The organism is Enterobacter cloacae complex sp. 277I4 (assembly GCF_050031465.1).
Taxonomy (GTDB): Bacteria; Pseudomonadota; Gammaproteobacteria; order Enterobacterales; family Enterobacteriaceae; genus Enterobacter; species Enterobacter cloacae.
In genome coordinates this window covers 1319277-1338437 of sequence record NZ_JBLGWC010000001.1, presented here as the reverse complement: position 1 = coordinate 1338437, position 19161 = coordinate 1319277, and the positions used below count along the sequence as shown (strand labels likewise).

Annotated in this window: 13 protein-coding genes and 2 pseudogenes; 6 read left to right on the top strand and 9 right to left on the bottom strand. The window is 58.3% G+C overall.

Annotated features, from left to right (window positions below; genetic code table 11):
* Nucleotides 1–3: 3 nt before the first annotated feature.
* The 3 genes and pseudogenes from ACQG19_RS06385 to ACQG19_RS06375 form a co-directional block, all read right to left on the bottom strand.
* Nucleotides 4–4215, bottom strand: a complete 4212-nt coding sequence (locus ACQG19_RS06385; protein WP_246931599.1) for an RHS repeat-associated core domain-containing protein — start codon at nt 4213–4215, stop codon at nt 4–6.
* Between the two features lie 17 nt (nt 4216–4232).
* Nucleotides 4233–4670, bottom strand: coding sequence for a DcrB-related protein (locus tag ACQG19_RS06380; protein ID WP_045902376.1), 438 nt, complete (start codon nt 4668–4670; stop codon nt 4233–4235).
* A gap of 72 nt (nt 4671–4742) precedes the next feature.
* Nucleotides 4743–4979 (bottom strand): annotated as a pseudogene (locus ACQG19_RS06375) (efflux transporter periplasmic adaptor subunit); the annotation flags it as partial.
* A gap of 189 nt (nt 4980–5168) precedes the next feature.
* Here ACQG19_RS06375 and ACQG19_RS06370 point away from each other — a divergent pair.
* The 4 genes and pseudogenes from ACQG19_RS06370 to ACQG19_RS06355 all read left to right on the top strand — a co-directional run.
* Nucleotides 5169–5639: a PAAR domain-containing protein gene (locus ACQG19_RS06370; protein ID WP_040021424.1), complete on the top strand. Its 471-nt coding sequence runs from the start codon at nt 5169–5171 to the stop codon at nt 5637–5639.
* On the top strand, nt 5639–7030 hold the full coding sequence (locus tag ACQG19_RS06365) for a PAAR domain-containing protein (protein ID WP_040021426.1): 1392 nt from the start codon (nt 5639–5641) through the stop codon (nt 7028–7030). Before ACQG19_RS06370 ends, ACQG19_RS06365 begins: the two co-directional genes overlap by 1 nt.
* Entirely contained in the window at nt 7031–7423 is a 393-nt protein-coding gene (locus ACQG19_RS06360) for a hypothetical protein (RefSeq protein ID WP_246931601.1), read from the top strand.
* A 59-nt stretch (nt 7424–7482) separates the two neighbouring features.
* Nucleotides 7483–7704, top strand: a pseudogene (locus ACQG19_RS06355) (helix-turn-helix domain-containing protein); the annotation flags it as partial.
* Here the strand turns inward: ACQG19_RS06355 and ACQG19_RS06350 are convergent.
* Nucleotides 7701–8597: an oxidoreductase gene (locus tag ACQG19_RS06350; RefSeq protein WP_246931603.1), complete on the bottom strand. Its 897-nt coding sequence runs from the start codon at nt 8595–8597 to the stop codon at nt 7701–7703. The pseudogene ACQG19_RS06355 and the gene ACQG19_RS06350 sit on opposite strands and share 4 nt — an antisense overlap.
* Before the next feature lie 105 nt (nt 8598–8702).
* Here ACQG19_RS06350 and ACQG19_RS06345 point away from each other — a divergent pair, with 105 nt between their 5' ends.
* Nucleotides 8703–9824 carry a YbdK family carboxylate-amine ligase gene (locus tag ACQG19_RS06345; RefSeq protein WP_023620415.1) on the top strand — a complete coding sequence of 374 codons (1122 nt, stop codon included), beginning with the start codon at nt 8703–8705 and terminating at the stop codon, nt 9822–9824.
* On the opposite strand, the gene ACQG19_RS06340 is transcribed toward ACQG19_RS06345, so the two are convergent.
* The 3 genes from ACQG19_RS06340 to ACQG19_RS06330 all read right to left on the bottom strand — a co-directional run bounded on the left by ACQG19_RS06340 (nt 9775) and on the right by ACQG19_RS06330 (nt 16797).
* Nucleotides 9775–12909, bottom strand: a complete 3135-nt coding sequence (locus tag ACQG19_RS06340; protein ID WP_058661405.1) for an efflux RND transporter permease subunit — start codon at nt 12907–12909, stop codon at nt 9775–9777. The two genes, ACQG19_RS06345 and ACQG19_RS06340, sit on opposite strands and share 50 nt — an antisense overlap.
* A gap of 9 nt (nt 12910–12918) precedes the next feature.
* Entirely contained in the window at nt 12919–13983 is a 1065-nt protein-coding gene (locus ACQG19_RS06335) for an efflux RND transporter periplasmic adaptor subunit (RefSeq protein WP_219248689.1), read from the bottom strand.
* A 105-nt stretch (nt 13984–14088) separates the two neighbouring features.
* The gene (locus ACQG19_RS06330) at nt 14089–16797 is read right to left on the bottom strand and encodes a cation-transporting P-type ATPase (protein ID WP_246931605.1); all 2709 of its coding nucleotides are present in this window, start codon (nt 16795–16797) and stop codon (nt 14089–14091) included.
* 489 nt (nt 16798–17286) lie between these two features.
* Here ACQG19_RS06330 and ACQG19_RS06325 point away from each other — a divergent pair, with 489 nt between their 5' ends.
* Complete coding sequence (locus tag ACQG19_RS06325; protein ID WP_013097677.1) at nt 17287–17535, top strand: DUF1158 domain-containing protein; 249 nt, start codon at nt 17287–17289, stop codon at nt 17533–17535.
* A 47-nt stretch (nt 17536–17582) separates the two neighbouring features.
* Here the strand turns inward: ACQG19_RS06325 and ACQG19_RS06320 are convergent, their stop codons facing one another.
* Together ACQG19_RS06320 and ACQG19_RS06315 are read right to left on the bottom strand one after the other, a co-directional pair.
* A complete protein-coding gene (locus tag ACQG19_RS06320; protein WP_014830972.1) occupies nt 17583–17924 on the bottom strand; it encodes a RamA family antibiotic efflux transcriptional regulator in 342 nt (113 codons plus the stop codon).
* A 32-nt stretch (nt 17925–17956) separates the two neighbouring features.
* Nucleotides 17957–19060, bottom strand: a complete 1104-nt coding sequence (locus ACQG19_RS06315) for an MBL fold metallo-hydrolase (protein ID WP_246931607.1) — start codon at nt 19058–19060, stop codon at nt 17957–17959.
* Nucleotides 19061–19161 lie beyond the last annotated feature (101 nt).

Genomic DNA, 19161 nt, shown 5'->3' with positions numbered 1-19161 from the left:
CCCTCATTTCGTATGCCAAATACCGCCACTGCCAACATGAGTACTTCCAGGTACAGGTATAGCATATGGTCCAAAATCGACATGATGATGTATTATTGTATCTCCTTTATAATTCACATGTTCAGGAAATGCTTTAATCCATGTGTCATCTATTTTTGGTGACAACCCTAACTCTTTTATTCTATATAAATTACTATTACTTAAGGAACCTGGTTGCATATCAGCCCATTGACTCCAAAATTCTTGATTATTTCTTATACCACCCTTTGAAGTTAGTGTTCCCGATTCAAATGTTCTGGTGTCTATTGAGAATGCGGGATCAGGTCTTCCGGGGAAACGGGGATCTACCCGCGTCTGGTACGGATTGTTACCTCTTACTACATCTCCCTTACATAACCCAAGCGGATCAATATATTTGTAAGGGTTTGGAGCATACGCGTAAGTGTTTAGCCCGCCATTCAACCCAATCGGATCCTGTACAATAAACCGCCCGACCTGCGGGTCGTAGTAGCGGAACAGGTTATAGTGCAGCCCCGTTTCACCGTCAGCGTACTGCCCGGCATAGCGAAGCGGTTGATGCGCCATCGCTGTGCGATTCACAACCCGTGAGAACCCTTCGCTCTGATGGCGCACCTCGCCAAAGCTGCCGTACTGGCCGCTCCAGCGCACCGCGCCGCGCTCGTCGGTCACTTCCAGCGGCGCGCCGTTCAGGTCGGTGTTGAACCAGTAAATCTCACCGCTGCTCTGGTCACGGAGATGATCCACCCGCGCCATCGGGCTCCAGGCTTCATTCGGGTCATAAATATATGTACTGCACAGCCCGGTTTGCTGCTGCTCCTGCAACAGGCGGTAGCCCTGCCACAGGAAGCGCGTTTCGGTGGTGCCGTGCGCGGTAGTGACGATTTTGCGGGTACGGCGGCCCAGTGCGTCGTAGTGATAGCGCGCCTCAAACCGCCCTTCCGGCCCGGTTCCGCGGGCGGATACCAGCCGGTTCTCGGCGTCATACGCATAATGCTGTTCATACAGCCCGTTGCGGCGGCTGACCAGGTTGCCCCAGTGGTCGTATTTCATAAACAGCGCCTGCCAGTGCTGCAGGCGGTTATCCGTGACCGGTACCGCATCGTCATTGGCGGCGAGGTTATCCGCGGCGTCATAGCTGAACTGCGCGCGGCTGTGCCCCTGTCGGGCCTCGTAGTGCTTCAGCAGACGCCCTTCGGCGTCGTAGCCGTAATCCACCTCACCGCGCAGGGTGTCGCTGACACCAGAAAGCTCACCGCGTGCGGTGTAGCGATACAGGCGTTCCAGTATCGCCTGCTCCGGCAGGGTCACGTCCGTACTTAGCTCACTGCGCTGCAGGGTACGTCTGCCAAGGCTGTCATATTGGCGGAACTGCTCGCGCGCGCCCTGGGTGCGGCGCACCTCGCGGTGCAGGCGGTCGCGGGTGAACTCGGTCACCAGCTGCTGCCCAAAGCGGATGGCGCTGACATGGCCGGAGCCATAGTGCAGCCAGGCCAGCTTTTGCTCGCCGGGCAACGTCAGGCCGGTCAGGTTACTCAGGGCATCCCATTCATAGCCCACCGCGCCGTTAATGCCGGATTCGCTCAGCACGCGCCCGGCGTCATCATGGCGGTATGCAATCTCATCGCTTTCGATACCCAGCGCAACGCCGTCGGCTGTTGGGGTGCGACGGATGCGGGTGATCTGGCCGCTCAGGTCGCGGACGTAGCGGTACTCCGCGTGGCGCTGAGTGCGCCCGATCAGCAGCCCGCTGTCGTCATAGCTGAACTGCTGGACGCGACGGGCGATGCCGCCGTCGGCGGCAGGTCGGCCATTTTCTTCGAGCGCGCAGAGGAACCCTCGCGCATCCCATTCCATATGGCGCACGGTCTCGTCCGGGCGCGTTTCGCTGAGCGGGCGGCCCACGGCGTCATAGGTGAAGCGGTATTCCGCCCCGTTGCCGTTATCGAGTCGCAGCAGGTTACCGCGTGGGTCGTAGCGCCACTGGCGCACGCGGCCAATACGGTCGGTAAGGCTGACCGGGAGACCGAGCGCGTTATAGGCCCAGCGTACCTCGCTTTCCAGCGGGTCGCGCCAGCCCGTGAGCTGGCCGCGTTCGTTCCACACCAGCGACTCGCGGCTGCCGTCCGGATGGATCACGGCACTCAGCAACCCGGCGTTGTTCCACTCCCGACGCGTGATATTCCCTTCCGCATCCTCGCTGGCAATCAGCTGCCCGAAACGGTCGTAACTGAAACGGGTCACGCTGCCGGAGCAATCGGTGCGCTGCGTCAGCAGCCCCTGGATGTTCCAGACCAGACGTACCACGCCGCCGAGGGCATCGGTGATGCTCTCAGGCAGGTTCTCTTCCTCATCGGGATAGTGATACGCGATGGCGTTACCGGCCGGATCCGTTTCCGACTGCAGACGACCGCGAAGGTCGTACATCGCCTGCGATGAAGTACCGTCCGGGTAGACCGTCCGGGTGATGCGGTCGGTCAGACGATACCAGTAATATTCTGTGCGACGGCCTGCCGGGTCCGTCTCACTGGTCATGCGGCCATACTTATCCCAGGTACTGCAGCGCATCGCACCGCCGGGCAGAATGACATCGCTGAGCTCGCCGTCGCGGTAGACAAACGTCGTCTGGCGGCCGTCGTAATCCGTGAAGCGCGCGACGTTGTCGTCGTCGTCAATCAGCCAGTTCGCCTGCGCACCATCATCACGAATGGCGCGACGGATGCCGTTTTCAAAATCGTATTCGAACGTCAGCTGTTCGCCGCCGCTGTGGCGGAAACCGACCACGCGCGGCAGACCGTCAATCTCCCGCCAGCGGTATTCGCTCAGCAGGCCGTTGGCGTCCTCGTGGGCACTCATCAGCCCGTCCTGCCAGCGGAAGCGTCGGCGCACGCTACCGCCCCGGCCGGTCACGCAGACCAGCTGGCGCTGTTCATCATAAGCGTAACTGACCAGGCAAATCTCGTCATCCAGCCAGGCGCTGGCAAGCCTGTCACGGTCGTAGCGGCAGACCACGCGCTGGCCCGCGCTGTCGGTCAGGGCATGCAGAGTATTATCCTCATTCCACTCGAAGAGAATATCGTTGCCGCAAGGTTCTGAGATGCGCTGAAGCAGTGACGGTGCGTCATCCTGCAGCGGCGCATAGTGCCAGCGCTCGCCGCTGACGTCATACACCGACCAGCTGTCGTCATGGTGATGTTCAAGCCAGTTTTTTTCGCTCTCGCAGTAGGTGCGCATCCCTTTCGGCACGTTCGGGAAGGCAATGTAATCGCCGGACGGCGCACGCCACACCAGCCCGTCCTGATAGGGCTCCAGGCGGCTTTCCCAGAACAGGCTCCAGCCGCGGCCCAGCACGCTGTCGCCGGGGTTGCCGCTGCGCCAGTAGCGCTGCCAGCGCACCGGCAAGCGCGACGGCAGAACGAAATCGAGCTCATCATCCCCGCTGAGAAACTTCTGTCCGCTGACGATATCCACCGGACGGGCGATGATCCCCGCGGCCGCTACGCCGGTCATCAGCGTGCCGGCGCGGCAGGCGATACGGGCCAGCTTATTGATCCCAGGGATTTTGCCCAGCAGCTTAGAGAGCGCCCCGACTTTGCCGGCCGCACCGCCCCAGCCGCCGAGAAGCCCGGCGAACAGCAGAGTAAGATCGGAGACTTTATAGAGCCACTCGGGCACTTCAGACTGAATGGGCAGGGTTTGCTGCGGATCGCCGCCGATGAAGACGTTGTCCGAGCCGGTCATCACCTTCGCGTCGCAGGTGGTGCGATCCCCGATGCGGGACGCAGGCTGGCTGTTAATCGAGACGCGCTTAGAGCCTTCGGCCATCTGCTGCGAGCCGTCGTCCGAGCACTTCACCGCGCTGTCCGTCGCGATGGCGGCGGGTTTGCTGTTGATAAACACATTGGGCGAGCCGGAGGTGATGACACCTTTCTTCGTCATACTGGATGCCCCGGCGTCGGCGATACTGTCCCGGGCGGCGGTCGCCAGCTCCCCGGTGTAATACCCCACGGCCAGGCTTGCGCCGACGAGCAGCACACCCACGCCAAGGCAGGATGCGCCGAGACCGGCAATAAACATCGCCCCCGCCAGAATGCCCCCGGCGGCGGCAATCAGACCACCGACAATCGTTCCGGCAATCATCCCGGCCAGCGCACCGGAGTGGCCGATATCATCACCAACGCGTGCAGCTTCAAACATAACGACTATCCCTGGTGTTAATGGTGGAAGCGAAAGCTCCTGAGAAGATCGCCGAACAGCGCGCAGTCCGTATCGCCCAGCGTACGGGTGCAGGTCATGGTGAACACCAGAATGTTATCGCCCTCGGCATTAAACACGGCCTGCTGCTGCCAGATGCGTTTCCCGTCGCGCAGATAGCTGGCGTGGACAATTTCACCCTGCAAAAGGCCGTCGCCGAGCGTTGCGGCACTGCGTTCACCCTGCTTCCAGCCCTTGAGATGTTTTTCCATCAGGGCGAGCTGGCGATCGATATACGCGGCAAGCGCTTCGCCGGGGTTGAGGGTATCACGGGAGATGTTGAATGCTGGCGCATCCGCTGCAGGCGGCGCGAAGACATTGACGGTACGATCCCGATAGCCCTCAGGAAAAGCGATCATTCCTTCATTAAACAGGCACTGCGAAGATGGTTCTGACATTGAGCGGGTCCCACCACATTTTTTCAGAAGCGGTAAGTTTCGCATATGTGTTTAAGGCTGACTATCCCCAGATTATTGTCCCACCGCCACGCTCGCCGACAGGCCCGCCACCAGCTCAACCCCCTTCGGTAATGTGTCGATATGAATGCGCACCGGTACGCGCTGCGCCAGCCGCACCCAGCTGAAGGTGGGCTCCACGTCGGGCAGACCCAGCCCGCCGGTCTCGTCGTTGTTATCGCCAATCCCATGACCGATGCTCTCCACGTGCCCCGTGAGTACAGGGTCATAACCCATCAGCGGCAAGTGCGCCATGATAATTGGCCGCCGCGACGACGCTTAACGTCAGCGTATAGCGAGCCAGTAAAGAGAGCAGTGATTTCATGACTATAACCTTCTCTTACGAAACGTAGTTTCACTTAGATTTAATACTTGTTGTGCATGTGGTCATTGTTTGTAAAATGACCGCAGGGATTATTTCCATATAAAGTAGAGGGATTTATGCAGCAATACACCAACGAGATCACGCCTGAAATCCGAGAATCCTCCTCACAGGAACACTACGACGAAGATTTTTTAGCAAGCTGTGACAGCAAGACACGTGAAGAGCTTGAGGATTTTAATAAACAAGTTAGTCGCCCATTAGCCTCCATTTTCCGATTCGCTGTAGTGGGAAGCATCACCCGCAACAGGGGAGTGATCCGCAATGCTTCGACAGGCAGTCCAACTGGTGGGTATAAGATGGCGCGGGTTGGAGATAGAGTTGTTTACGCTGACGGCAGTGAAGCCACTATTATTTCCGGTGCAGGTGTAGCGCGTTTAATGCAAGGCGCATCTGCGGCACTGGTTGGCAGTATGCTCGATAACGGAGAAGAAATAATCTCAACACCACAGTCCAGCGGCAGACTGGTATTTCGTGAAGGTGATACATTCCCGAAAGGATTCTTAACCATGCCAGGGAGTAAGCACTGATGGGCGTTAAGGGGTACTTTTTATTCAGGGGCGATAAGACAGTATGCGGCGGTAGGATTATTGAAGGATGGAGTGATCATCAGTTTTTCGGTAAAGACATGTCCTGTGAAGGTCATCAAGTGACCTGTGGTAAATATCCAGGTCGTTACCGTATCTGTGGCGGGCTTGATACCGACTATATACATGGTAAAAGGATCGCCGGAACGCTGCACAGCTATAGCTCCTGCCCCTGCAAATCGAAATTCGTTCCTTCAAACTTTGACGATGGTTACGAACTTGGTGGAGAAGAAACAGTAACACACACTGATCTGTCTCACCCCGTAGGGATTCCTGTACTCCCAGAACCGATTGAATCAGAACCGGAACAACACGCCCAGACAGCGAAGAAGAAAACAGGCATAGACGCTGGTTTTGCCGTTCTCCCCTATGGCGGCACTACAGAAGCCTGGCAACGTCTGCTATTCACCGAAAACCCGCCAGCGCGAGCAAAGGAACTATTCGCTACGCTGAACGGCCCCGATGAAAAATACAAAGCTGGTTCGATTATGCTTCTGGTTGATCCTGAAAAGCAGGACGAGGAACAGATTGCCCACATGAAAGCCGCGAAAGCGAGGGTTGATGCAGCGTTAGAACCACTGACTATCCATGAAGCTAACTTTCTTCATAAGAACAAAGACACCATTGATCTGTTTACTTCACGTGCCAGTACGACAGCCGGGGTTGCTTCAGATGCTGCTGGTAAATACTTTGAGAAGATCGAAAATGTTTTGACCAGGATTCAGCAAGCGTACAAAAATCAGTACATTACCAGTGGCTCACTGATCAGCGAACAGTTCTATGTGCAGAGGCGGCAGCTATTCGGTGAACTTGATAGCATTCTCACTGATTTCACCCGTCACAAACTCGCCTTGCAAGACTACCCGGACATCAAGCGAGCATTAGGACTATCGACCAGTTCTATCACTCACCGCTGGAATCAAACGGGGGTTGCTGACATTGAAGGCTACGCCACCTTCATGGAGAACGCAGCAAAATACGTGAAGATGATGAAAGCAGTTGGCTATGTCGGTATTGCTCTCGATGGCGCTAACAGGCTGGACAAAGTTTATGAAGCCTGCACCGTTGGGAGCGATTGTGAAAAAGCGGCATTTACTCAGGTCGGCGGATTCAGTGTTGGTACTGCTGCGGGTATTTACACATCCTCAGCAGTGTATAGTGGAGCCACTGCGGCATGTGCGGTAGTGCTCGGCGCGTTAACTGTAGAAGTCGGAGCCGTTGGCGCGTTAGCATGTGGCGTAATAGTTTCTGGAGCCGTTGGGTATGGTGTCGGTGAAGTTGGCAGCAACGTTGGGGAGTTTGCAGGAGAGAAAATTTACGAGGTTGTTAAATAAATGTTCACTCTATCTGATCTGATTATCTGCGGATTCGCGGGGTTAAGCCTCTGCTGTGGTATCGCGGTCACGTTCCTCTCATTTCTCAACAAAAAGCGCTTCTCCGCGATCTGCACGCTGTATAAAGAAAAGTTTGGTTCTCTCCCTGCCGGATCGATTATCTTCGATAATGCCGATTCTATAGGGTTTAGCTCAGGTTACGCAGCGAAGATCAACTTTATCGTGAACCCTTTGATCTTTGGTAAAAGCTCAGTTGACAGTACAAATGATGATGTTGCATTCATCAAAGACTTGCCACCTCACCTCAAAAACTGGTTTATCGTCGAGTATGCTTTCTCCGCTTTAGGATTGGTATCAATCGTTATCGCCGGAGCAGTGTTGTATTTTCGATAGCATCCCTTTAAGCAAAAATACAGGAACAAATTGATTTTAAATATATTTTTATTTTATTTGCGCGCCTGATGCAGCGCGAGACCGGGCTGAGCTTTGGGCGATGGCGGCAGCAGCTGCACCTGATTATTGCCCTGCAGGAGCTGGCGAGCGGTGCCCCGGTGCAGAATGTGGCAACAAAACTCGGGTATGAATCCGTGAATGCGTTTATCACCATGTTTCGCAAAGCAATGGGCACCACGCCCGCGCACTACTTTGCCGAACGGAAAAACAGCGGCCGTTAGCCCGGCCCCTCGCTCCCCGCCGCCAGCAGCGGCACTATCACATCGCTGATGGGCACCGGAATACCGTGCGCGTGCGCGCGGCCATAGCGCTGGATCACGCCGTTGCGGATATCCCACTCCAGTGGGCGGTTGGCCTGGCGGTCGGCAAGGATCGAGGTGCCTAAATCGGCCGGTGCGCGCTGGAAGTTCGCCAGGATCTCCTGCGCAACGTCATCATTGAGCGCTGCCCCCTCGGCACGGGCGACAGCAAGGCCTTCGCGCAGATACGCCAGCCCCAGCGCGCTGATATCCTCGCGCGAAAACATCCCGGCACGACGGTTGGCCAGCACCATCAGCCCGGCCACCGCGTTTTGCAGCAGCTTGCGCCAGGCGACAGTGGCGAAATCAGCCGACAGCTCAACCGCACAGCGTGTGCCCTGCAACGCGTCTACCACCCGTTTTGCCTGCGGAACGTCCGGCAGCGTCAGGCGCGGTTTGGCGCGCAGCCAGACGGAGGCATCCGGCTCACGCTGCGCCGGGAACCAGACCACCGACGGCAGCACCGTTGCGCCATTAACCCACGGCTCCAACTGGGCTTTCTGCTCCACGCCGTTTTGCAGGGCGCAGACCACTGTGTTTTCATCGCACAGGGCGCGCAGCCACCCGGCGCTGTCGGCGTTCTGCGTCGTTTTTACCGCCACAAAAACCAGATCGGCGGGACGCGTGACGACGGACGGGTCGATTAATACCGGACCCGGCACGACCGTTTCACCTTCGTCGTCGCGCAGACGCAGTTCAGGATGTGCGGTGCGTCCGCACAACTGCGGCGTGCGACCAGCGTCATGTAGCACCGCGGCGATAGTGGTACCAATTGCACCAGGACCAATCAGCGCAACCACTGGATTGTCAGACATGGTTAACTCCCCTTTTCGCTAAGCCTGCTAACAGTTATACCACTGTAAAAAGTGAGCGCCACGTCGTTGTCTATACTCAACACACGACAGACAACGGAGTGCGCCATGCCTTTACCCGATTTCAAATCCTCTGAACCCTATACCCTTGGCATCGAACTCGAGCTGCAGGTGGTTAACCCACCGGGATACGATCTGAGCCAGGACTCTTCCGCGCTTATCGCCGCCGTTAAAGACGACATCAAAGGCGGTGAAGTTAAACACGATATCACCGAAAGCATGCTTGAGATTGCCACCGGCGTGTGCCAGAACATCGATCAGGCGGCGGCACAGTTCTCCATGATGCAGCAGAGCATTTTGCGAGCGGCGGCGGAGCATCATATTCAGATCTGCGGCGGCGGGACGCATCCGTTCCAGAAGTGGCAGCGGCAGGAGGTGTGCGATGACGAGCGCTACAACATCACGCTGGAGCGCTTTGGCTATCTGATTTTACAGGCGACGGTGTTTGGCCAGCACGTGCATGTCGGGTGCCGGACCGGCGATGACGCGATTTATCTGCTGCATGGCCTGTCACGCTTTGTCCCGCACTTTATCGCCCTGGCCGCCGCATCACCCTACATGCAGGGCACGGACACGAAGTTTGCCTCCTCGCGACTCAATATCTTTTCCGGGTTCCCGGATAACGGGCAGATGCCGTGGGTCAACAACTGGCAGGAGTTCGAGGGGCTGTTTCGCCGCCTGAGCTCAACCAGCATGATCGACAGCATTAAAGATCTGCACTGGGACATCCGCCCCAGCCCACATTTTGGCACCGTTGAGGTGCGGGTGATGGATACGCCGCTGACGCTCGGCCATGCGATCAATATCGCCGGGCTGATCCAGGCGACATCCCACTGGCTGCTGACCACCCGGCCGTATAAGCATCAGGAGAGGGATTTTCTGCTGTATCGCTTTAACCGTTTTCAGGCGTGTCGCTACGGGCTTGAGGGCATACTGACGGACGTGCATACCGGCGAGCATAAGACGGTGGCGGAAGATCTTGCCTGGCTGCTGGAGCAGGTTGCGCCATCGGCCGAGAAACTCGGCGCGACGAGCGCGATTAAGGAACTTGCCCTGCTGTTAAAGCAGGGCAAGAGCGAGGCGCAGCGCATGCGGGACTTTATCGCCGACGGCGGCTCGCTTATTTCTCTGGTTCAGAAGCACTGCGAGCTGTGGGCGACGAGTCCGTAAGGCTATGCCCCCACTCGCGCAGGCGCTGGAACAGCACAAACAGTGCGGGGATGAACAGGATCCCCACTACGGTCGCCACCAGCATACCGCTGAATACCGTAGTACCAATGATGCGACGGCTTTGGGCACCCGCCCCGGTCGCCAGCATCATCGGCAGGACGCCAATGATGAACGATACCGCCGTCATCATTACCGCACGGAAGCGGCGTGATGCCCCCTCGCGAGCCGCATCGACAATTGCTATCCCCTCCATGCGCCGCGCGCGGGCAAACTCGACGATAAGGATCGCGTTCTTGGCAGCAAGGGCTATCAGCAACACCAGGCCAATCTGCACATACACGTCGTTGGCGTAGCCGGCTATCCACAGCCAGACCAGCGCCCCGCCGATGGCGAACAGCACCGAGAGCATTACGCTCGCCGGAAGCGTCCAGCTCTCGTACTGGGCGACGAGGAACAGCCACGCCATCACCACCGCCGCCAGCACAATCCATATCGCCTGATTGCCGGTCTGCTGCTCCTGGTATGACATGCCGCTCCAGGCATAGTCGTAGCCGGCTGGCAGGTTTTCCGCCAGAATGTCGCCCATCGCCGCCATCGCAGTGCTGCTGCTCACCCCTTCCGCCGCGGAACCGCTCACCGACACCGATGGAAACTGGTTGTACTGCTGCAGGAACGGCGCGCCAACGGTGGGCGTGATGGTCACGAGATTACTCAGGCGCACCCGCTCGCCGTTGTTGCTGCGCACAAACAGCTCGCTGATTTGCCCGGCGCGCTCGCGCCACTGCATCTCATTTTGCATCACCACGTGGTAGACGCGGTTGTTGACGCTGAAATCGCCGGCACGCGTGCCGCCAAATGCGGTTTGCAGGCTGCTGAAGATGCGTGACACCGGTACGTCGAGACGCGCCGCGCGCTCGCGGTCAACGGTCAGCGTCAGCTGCGGCACGTTGCTGCTCCAGGTGGTGAATACGCGGCTCAGCTGCGGATGCTGGTTGGCTTTCACCAGCACCTCGCGGGTGATGCGCTCCAGCTCCGCCGGGCTCTGCCCCGCCTGCGCCTGAATACGCAGGTCGAAGCCGGAAGCATTGCCCAGCCCCGGCAGCGTCGGCGGGGCAAAGGTCATGATGGTTGCTTCCGGCAGCGCCAGCAGCTGGCGCTGAAGGGTACCCATCACTTCATCCAGCGGCGGACGCTCGCTCCAGTCCTTCAGCATGATGGAGATAAACCCGCCGTTGGAGGCGGTGGTGCCGTTGAGGATGTTAAACCCGGAGACCTGAATCACGTCTTCCACCGCCGGATGTTTAGCAATTAATTCGCGTGCCGTAGCCATCACCGCCTCGGTGCGCTCCAGCGAGGCCGCTTCCGGCAGCTGAACGCTGGCGAAGAAGTAGCCCTGATCTTCCTGCGGCAGGAAGCCTTTAGGCATCGACATAAAGCTGAACACCACCACAGCCGCCGCGCCTGCGGTGGTCAGCAGTGCCAGCCACGGACGAAGGGTGAATATACTCACCATTCGGGAGTAGAGGCTACGCGTGGCCTCCAGCCCCCGGTTGAAGCCGCGGAAAATCGCCGCGGGCTGCGCCGGACGCGGACGCAGCAGCAGCGCACACAGCGCGGGTGTCAGCGTCAGCGCCACCAGGCTTGAGAGCGTTACGGCGGTGGAGAGCGTGACCGCAAACTGGCGGTACAGCTCGCCGACAATCCCCGGCAGCAGCGCCACCGGCACGAATACCGCCAGCAGCACCAGCGTCGTCGCGATCACCGGCCCGGCAATCTGGCGCAGCGCCAGCGCTGTCGCCGCCGTCCGGCTCTGCCCTTCCGCCATCAGCGTTTCAACACTCTCCACCACCACGATGGCGTCATCCACCACCATGGTCAGCGCCAGAATAATGGCGAACAGGCTGAGCGTGTTGGCGGAATAGCCAAGCGTGTAAAGCACCGCAAAGGTGCCCACCAGCGACACCGGAATGGCAAGGGCGACAATCAGCGTGGCGCGCCAGCTCTGCAGGAACAGGGAAACGACCACCACAACCGCCAGCATCGTCAGCGCCAGGGAGACGCCAATCTCTTTAATGGTGGCAGCCACGAAGGTGGTGGTGTCGAATTTCACCTCATAAACCAGGTCGTCCGGGAAGCGCGTTGAGAGACGCTCCAGCTCTGCACGCACCGCCCCGGCGACGCGCAGGGCGTTAGCAGACGGAGTGGGGTAAATGCCGAGGTAGGCGGAGTCATGTCCGTTCAACTGCGCGCCGGAGCTGTAGCTGCGCGAGCCAAGTTCGATGGTGGCAACGTCCTGCAGGCGTACCAGTTGCCCCATCTCGCCCGCGCGGATGATGATGTTGGCAAACTCTTCTGCCTGGTTTAAGCGCCCCAGCCCGTTGATGGTCAGGGTCTGCTGCTGACCGTTAAAGACCGGTGGTGTACCGACCTGGCCTGCCGCGCCCTGCACGTTCTGCTCGCGCAGCGCCTGCGCCACGTCGTCGGTGGTGACGTTGAGCGCGTTCATGCGATCGGGCCGCAGCCAGATGCGCATGCTGTAGTCGCGCGCGCCAAACATCTGCACCTGCCCGACGCCGGGCAAACGGGACAGCGCCTCGCGCACCTGAGTGCTGGCGTAGTTGCTGACAAACAGCGGCGTGTGGGTGTTTTCCGGTGAGTAAAGACTTACCCCCATCATCAGGTTGGTGGCGCGCTTGCGCACCTGCACGCCGTTTTGCTGTGCCTCGGCCGGTAGCTGTGCCGTGGCCTGCGACACGCGGTTTTGCACGTCGATGGCGGCCAGATCCGGGTCTGTCCCGGCAGCAAACGTGATGTTCAGACTGTAAGTGCCTTCATCAGAACTGGTGGACTCCATATACAGCATGTGGTCCACGCCGTTAAGCTGGGTCTCCAGCGGCGTGGCGATGGCCTCGGCCACGTCAGCCGCGCTGGCCCCCGGCCATGACGCTGACACATTCACGACCGGCGGCGTGATCTGCGGATACTGCTCCACCGGGATCAGCTTCAGCGCGATAGCCCCCAACAGGGTAATGACCAGCGCAATCACCATCGCAAAGCGCGGGCGTTTGATGAAAAACGTCAGCATGATGGCTCCTTAATTCAGTATCTGGACGGCAGCGCCGGGCTGAACACGCTGCACGCCGTCAGCGATCGCTCGCTCACCAGGCTGTACGCCAGAGGCGATCTGGAACTGCTGCCCGATCTGTCCGGCGACCGTCAGCGGACGTTTTTCCGCCCTGCCGTCGGCGTTTACCACCCAGGCGAAGAAACCGTCGTCATTCTGCTGTACGGCAGCGGCGGGTAGCGTCATAACCGGCGTTGCGCTGGCGGGCCGCAGAAAAACATTCACATTGCCGCCGGGCAGCAGCTGATGGCGTGGATTGGCGAATTCGGCGCGCAGCATCACGCTGGCGGTGCGCGGGTCGATGCGGTTGTCCACCGACGTCAGCTCGCCGACGATACGCTGGCCGTTGCTGTCAATTAATGCCTGCCAGGCCTGCTTCATGGCGCGGAGATCGGTATGCTTGCCGACTTTAGCGGCAAAGGCGCCCTCTTCCAGCGCAAAAGCGATGCGGATCGGATCCAGCTGCACCACATCCACCAGTACACCGCTTGCGGGGTTGACCAGGCTGCCGACGTGGAAGTTGCTGTGCCCCACGCGCCCGGCAATCGGTGACGTGATGCGCGTGTACCCCAGCGTCACGTTGCGGGTTTCCAGCCGGGCTTTCGCCTGCTCCAGCGCGGCGCGGGCGACATCGCGCTGCATACGGGCGTTATCCACATCGTGGCGGCTGATGGCGTTGTTGTTGCCCAGGCTTTCAAAACGGGAGAGCTGCTGCTGCGCCTGCCGCAGCGTGGCTTCGGCGCTTGTCACCTCGGCCTGGGCCAGACGCACGGCAGCACGCGGCTCGGCATCATCCAGTTCGAACAGCACGTCGCCTTTTTTCACATATTGCCCGTCGCGGAAGTTGATTTTGGTTATCACGCCTTCCGTGCGTGCTCGCAACTCAACGGTGTGAATCGCCTCGATGCGGCCCGGGATCTGGCGCTCAGCAGCGTGGGTAGTTTGTTCCACGGTGGCAACGCGAACAGGAATGGCGGCGGCAAAGGCAGGTGGCAGGGTGAAGGTGAGCAGTGCGAACAGGAGTGGGAATTTCATGGGAGTACCTCAGGGTTGTTGCCCTCACCCCGGCCCTCTCCCACCGGGAGAGGGAGGTCAGGGTCCCCTCTCCCGGTGGGAGAGGGTTAGGGTGAGGGCAAAAGGTTATGCAGCCTTACGGAACCTGCGGGTGAGTCGCTTCTCGATTTCGACGACGAAGAACATCACGCCCGCTACCGCAAGCGTTACGAACCAGTAGCGCAGCGGCAGCGCTTCCGTCCCGAACAGCATCTGCATAAACGGCAGGTAGATGATGGCCGCCTGAAGCAGGAACAGCACGCCGGTAACCAGCCAGATCCCTTTGTTTGCCAGCAGGCCACGGTTCAGGGAGAACCCTTCGGTATTGCGGCAGTTAATCATGTACACCCACTGGGCGCAGACCAGCATCTGCAGCAGCACGGTGCGGATGAACTCCGCGCTGTGACCGCGCGGGGCCAGCAGGGCTTCCAGCGCAAAGGCGGCGATGGCAATCATGGTGCCCACAAAGGCCACGCGCCACACGGCGTACGCGTCCATCACGTGCTGCCCGGTCTGACGTGGCGGACGGCGCATGATGTTGCGCTCGGCGGCTTCAAACGCCAGGCCGAAGGAGAGCGTGGCGGAGGTTGCCATGTTCATCCACAGAATCAGTACCGGCGTCAGCGGAATGATGTTCCCCGCCAGCAGCGCAATCACAATCAGCAGCCCCTGCGCCAGGTTAGTTGGCATGATGAACAGAATGGTTTTCTTCAGGTTGTCGTAGACACGACGCCCCTCTTTTACCGCGCTGGCAATGGTGGCGAAGTTATCGTCCGTCAGGACCATGTCCGCCGCCTCTTTGGTCACTTCCGTGCCTTTGATGCCCATCGCAATACCCACGTCCGCCTGACGCAGCGCCGGGGCATCGTTCACGCCGTCGCCGGTCATGCCGACGATTTCGCCTTTATCCTGCAGCGCTTTCACCAGGCGCAGCTTATGCTCCGGGCTGGTACGGGCGAAGATGTCATACTTCACCGCCGCGTCCGCCAGCTCGGTGTCATCCATCTTCTCCAGCTGGTAGCCGGTCACCGCCTGCTCGCTGTTGGTGATCCCCAGCATCTGGCCAATGCTCATTGCCGTCTGCGGGTGATCGCCGGTGATCATCTTCACGCGGATCCCCGCCTGCTGGCAGGCGTTAATGGCGTCAATGGCTTCCGGGCGCGGTGGATCCATCATCCCGGCGATACCGAGGAAGATCAGACCGTGGCTGAGATCGTCATGCGTCAGCGCCTGCTCGCCGTTTGCCGGTTTGAACGCCGCGGCCACCATGCGCAGCCCCTGGCGCGCATAGCGCTCCATCTCGCTTTCCCAGTACGCGCGGTCAAACGCCTGCGCACCGTTGCGGGTCTGCTGCTGTGCGCAGAGGGCGAAAATCACATCCGGCGCGCCGGTAATCAGGATCTGCTCCTCACTGCCAATCTGGTAGTGGGTGCTCATGTACTTGTACTGCGAGTCGAACGGGATTTTGTTAATCAGCGTGGTCATCACCGGCGCGAGGTGGGCTTTCACCGCCAGCACCTTCAGCGCGCCTTCGGTCGGCCCACCGGTGATGCCCCACAGGCCGCGCTCGTCCTGAATCAGCTGGCTGTCGTTGCACAGGTCGATGGTGCGCAGGTACTGCTCCAGCACGGTGTCCGGCTGGATCTGCATCGGCTCGTCGCTGCCTTCCAGGTAAATGTTGCCCACCGGCTCGTAGCTGTTGCCGTCCACGCGGTAGCAGGCGTCAGCGGTGATGATGGCCTTCACCGTCATTTCGTTCATGGTCAGGGTGCCGGTTTTATCCGAGCAGACCACGGTCATCGCCCCCAGGGTTTCAACCGTTGGCAGCTTGCGGATAATCGCCCGCTTGCGCGCCATCGCCTGCACACCCAGCGAGAGGATAATGGAGATAATCGCCGGCAGACCTTCCGGTACGGACGCCACCGCCAGGCTAATCAGCGAGAGCAGCAGTTCGCCCATTGGGATCTCGCGGAACACCAGGCTGAAGATAAACAGCGCCGCCATCATCGCCAGAATAATGGCGAAGATAGCCTTGCCCAGCTTGTCCATCTGTACCAGCAGCGGCGTGCGGTGTTTTTCAATCCCGTCCATCATCTGGTTGATGTGGCCAAGCTCGGTCTCCTGCCCGGTGGCAATCACCACGCCGATCCCCCCACCCGCGCTTACGGTGGTGCCCGAGAAGACCAGGTTAGTGCGATCGCCCAGCGGCAGTTCACCGTTCAGCGGGTTGGTGTGTTTATCTACCACCGTTGATTCGCCGGTGAGAATCGCCTCTTCCACGCGTAAATTATGTGCTTCGATTAAGCGCATATCTGCGGGAATACGATCCCCCGCACGTAAAACAATAATATCCCCCGGAACTATTTCAGTTGTGGGTATTGTTTCATGGTTGCCATCGCGAATAACGCGCGCCTCGCTGGAGAGCATATTACGAATACTCTTCAACGATTTTTCCGCGTTGCTTTCCTGAATATGACCAATTAACGCATTGATCACCGCCACGCCTAAAATAACCAGCGTATCAACCCAGTGGCCCATTATTGCCGTTAATACGGCTGCGGCCAGCAGGACATAAATCAGAACATCATTAAAATGGGCTAAAAAACGCAGCCAGGCGGGTTTACCTTTTTTCTCCGGCAGCGCATTCGGGCCATGTTTTTGCAAACGCGCCTGCGCCTCTGCACGCTCCAGACCCCTGGCCTGGCTCTGGGTGTGCGCAAGCACCTGCTCTACGGTCTGCTGGTATGCCAGCCCGCCGGAAGGCGGCACGTTCGGGGACAATTTTTTTTCGGTCATCGTATTTTTCCTTCAATATCCGGTGAACTGAAGCCTGAATTCCTTTCGGGCTAAAATAAATTCATTTTAAAGTCTTGCGAGTAAAATTGATCTACCGCAATATAATGACTTCTCGGTTATTCAAAACTGCATAAAACTATTTCGATGAGCCAATTTTTACAAAATATTTCTAAACCAACTTTAAACGAGGAGGAACCATGTTTGGTATTTATCGCGGACGCCGTCTGGCGTTATACATTATCGCAGCCATTGTTATTGCAACGTTAATTGGATATAGCACCTATTCCTTTGTAAAATTATTTTCGTAATCCAGACATTAATTGACATAACGCGATATTGTTTTAATCGCGCGTGAGGATTTATTTTTATTTTACGAATAAGAAGCTGATAAGTGGTGATTATTTCAGTGAAACCGGGTGGGTGGGTTTATATTGCTTTACGTTCCGGGATGCCGGACAATGACATTTTTAACTGACGATTAACATTACGATGAAACACCCGTTAGAATCGCTGCTCACTGCGGGCGGCATTTTATTGCTGGCCCTGCTTTCGTGCCTGCTGCTACCGGCACCCTCTCTCGGGCTGGTGCTGGCGCAGAAGCTGGTTCAGACCTTCCACATGGTCGACCTTAACCAGCTCTACACCATTCTGTTCTGCGTGTGGTTCTTACTGCTCGGCGCCATCGAATTCTTCGTGCTGCGTTTCGTCTGGCGCCGCTGGTTTTCTCTGGCGTCGTAAGCGTGATGCAGGCCCGGTCAGGCGAAACCGCCACCGGGTAAAACAGCTCAGTGTGCCCTGCTGTGGTTCTCTTTACGATACGCCCCAGGCGGCTGGTTGAACGTGCGGGTGAAGATGCGAGTGAAGGTCTGCTGCGAGTCAAACCCGTAACGCAGGCAGATGTCGTACACCCGGGCGTCTGATTCGCGCAGATCCCGCGCCGCCAGCAGCAGCTTGCGTTCACGGATATAGCGCCCCAGACTCTCCCCTTTGTATTGCATAAACAGCCGCTGCAGGTGCCATTTTGAGTAACCCGCGTGGCGGGCAATCTCTTCGATACGTAATGGCTGGTGCAGGTTATCGTCGATCCACTCGACGATAGTGTCGATGACTTGAGCGGAAATGGTCATACTGCTCTCCCCTTCAGCTTCCTGATTGATCATTATTCCCACCACTCACGAAATGTTTGCGTGGGATCACTCACCCGGACAGGCTCGCCCAGCGCGGGTGTCAACAGCCGATAATTTTTGTCCTTGCTGGCTTTTGCCAGTTGGATCAGCGGATCGTTCCAGGTATGTTTCGCCAGCACGAAGCGCCCGTTATGTCCCGGCACCACGGCTTTCGCGTTCAGATCCACCGAGGCCTGCGCCGTTTCTTCTGGCAGCATATGGATGTACTTCCAGTCCTGGTCGTACTGACCGTTTTCCATAATGGCTAAATCCACCTCGCCAAACTGCTCGCCGATGGCCTTAAAATGCGGCCCGTAACCTGAATCGCCGCTGTAATAAATCTTCTGTTCGGGCGTAACGAACATAAAACTGCCCCACAAGGTTTGATTGCGCTTGATGCCGCGCCCGGAGAAGTGACGCGCGGGCAGCACATGCACCGTCAGCGCCTCGCTGATGCGCACCGACTGGTTCCAGTCGCGCTCTTCAATAATCTCCGGCTTCATTCCCCAGTAACGCAGGTGCGATCCCACGCCCAGCGGGGTGACCACGCGTTTCACCTTTGGCAACAGCGCCGTGATGGTGGCGTAATCCAGGTGATCGTAGTGATCGTGCGAAATGATCAGCAGGTCGATCTCCGGCATGCTGCTCGCCTGCCAGGGATACTCCCCGGCGAAGGCTTTGTTGAGGAATGAAAACGGCGCGGCGTAATTCCCGAGAACGGGGTCGATAAGGATCCGTTTCCCCGCCAGCTGCATATACCAGGAGGAGTGACCGAGCCACACCAGCGTCTCCTGCTCCCGCGGCAGGCTCGCGAGATCGGTTTTCACCAGCGGTAGCGGCTGTGCAGGACGGGCGTTTTCGGTCTTTTTGGTCAGGAACTCCCACATCGCCACCAGCATATTTTTGTCGCCGTTATAGCCTGGCGTGGGCAACGTATTGTGGAATTTGCCGTCGCGATACTGCGGCGAGGCCTCCACTTCCGTGAGCTGCGCACCCTGCGGTGGCTGGCCAAATCCGGCATTCAGAACAAACGTTAAACTCGCGGCTGAAGCAATAATCATGACGAACACCACGCAGATGAAGAGGGACTTTTTCATATCCTGACCCGAAAACGCGCCCCATCCGATGGTTTGCGCGGGCTGAACTTGATTATGAGTGAGTAAGCACTCATTATAGATATGATGATAAAGTCGTCAAG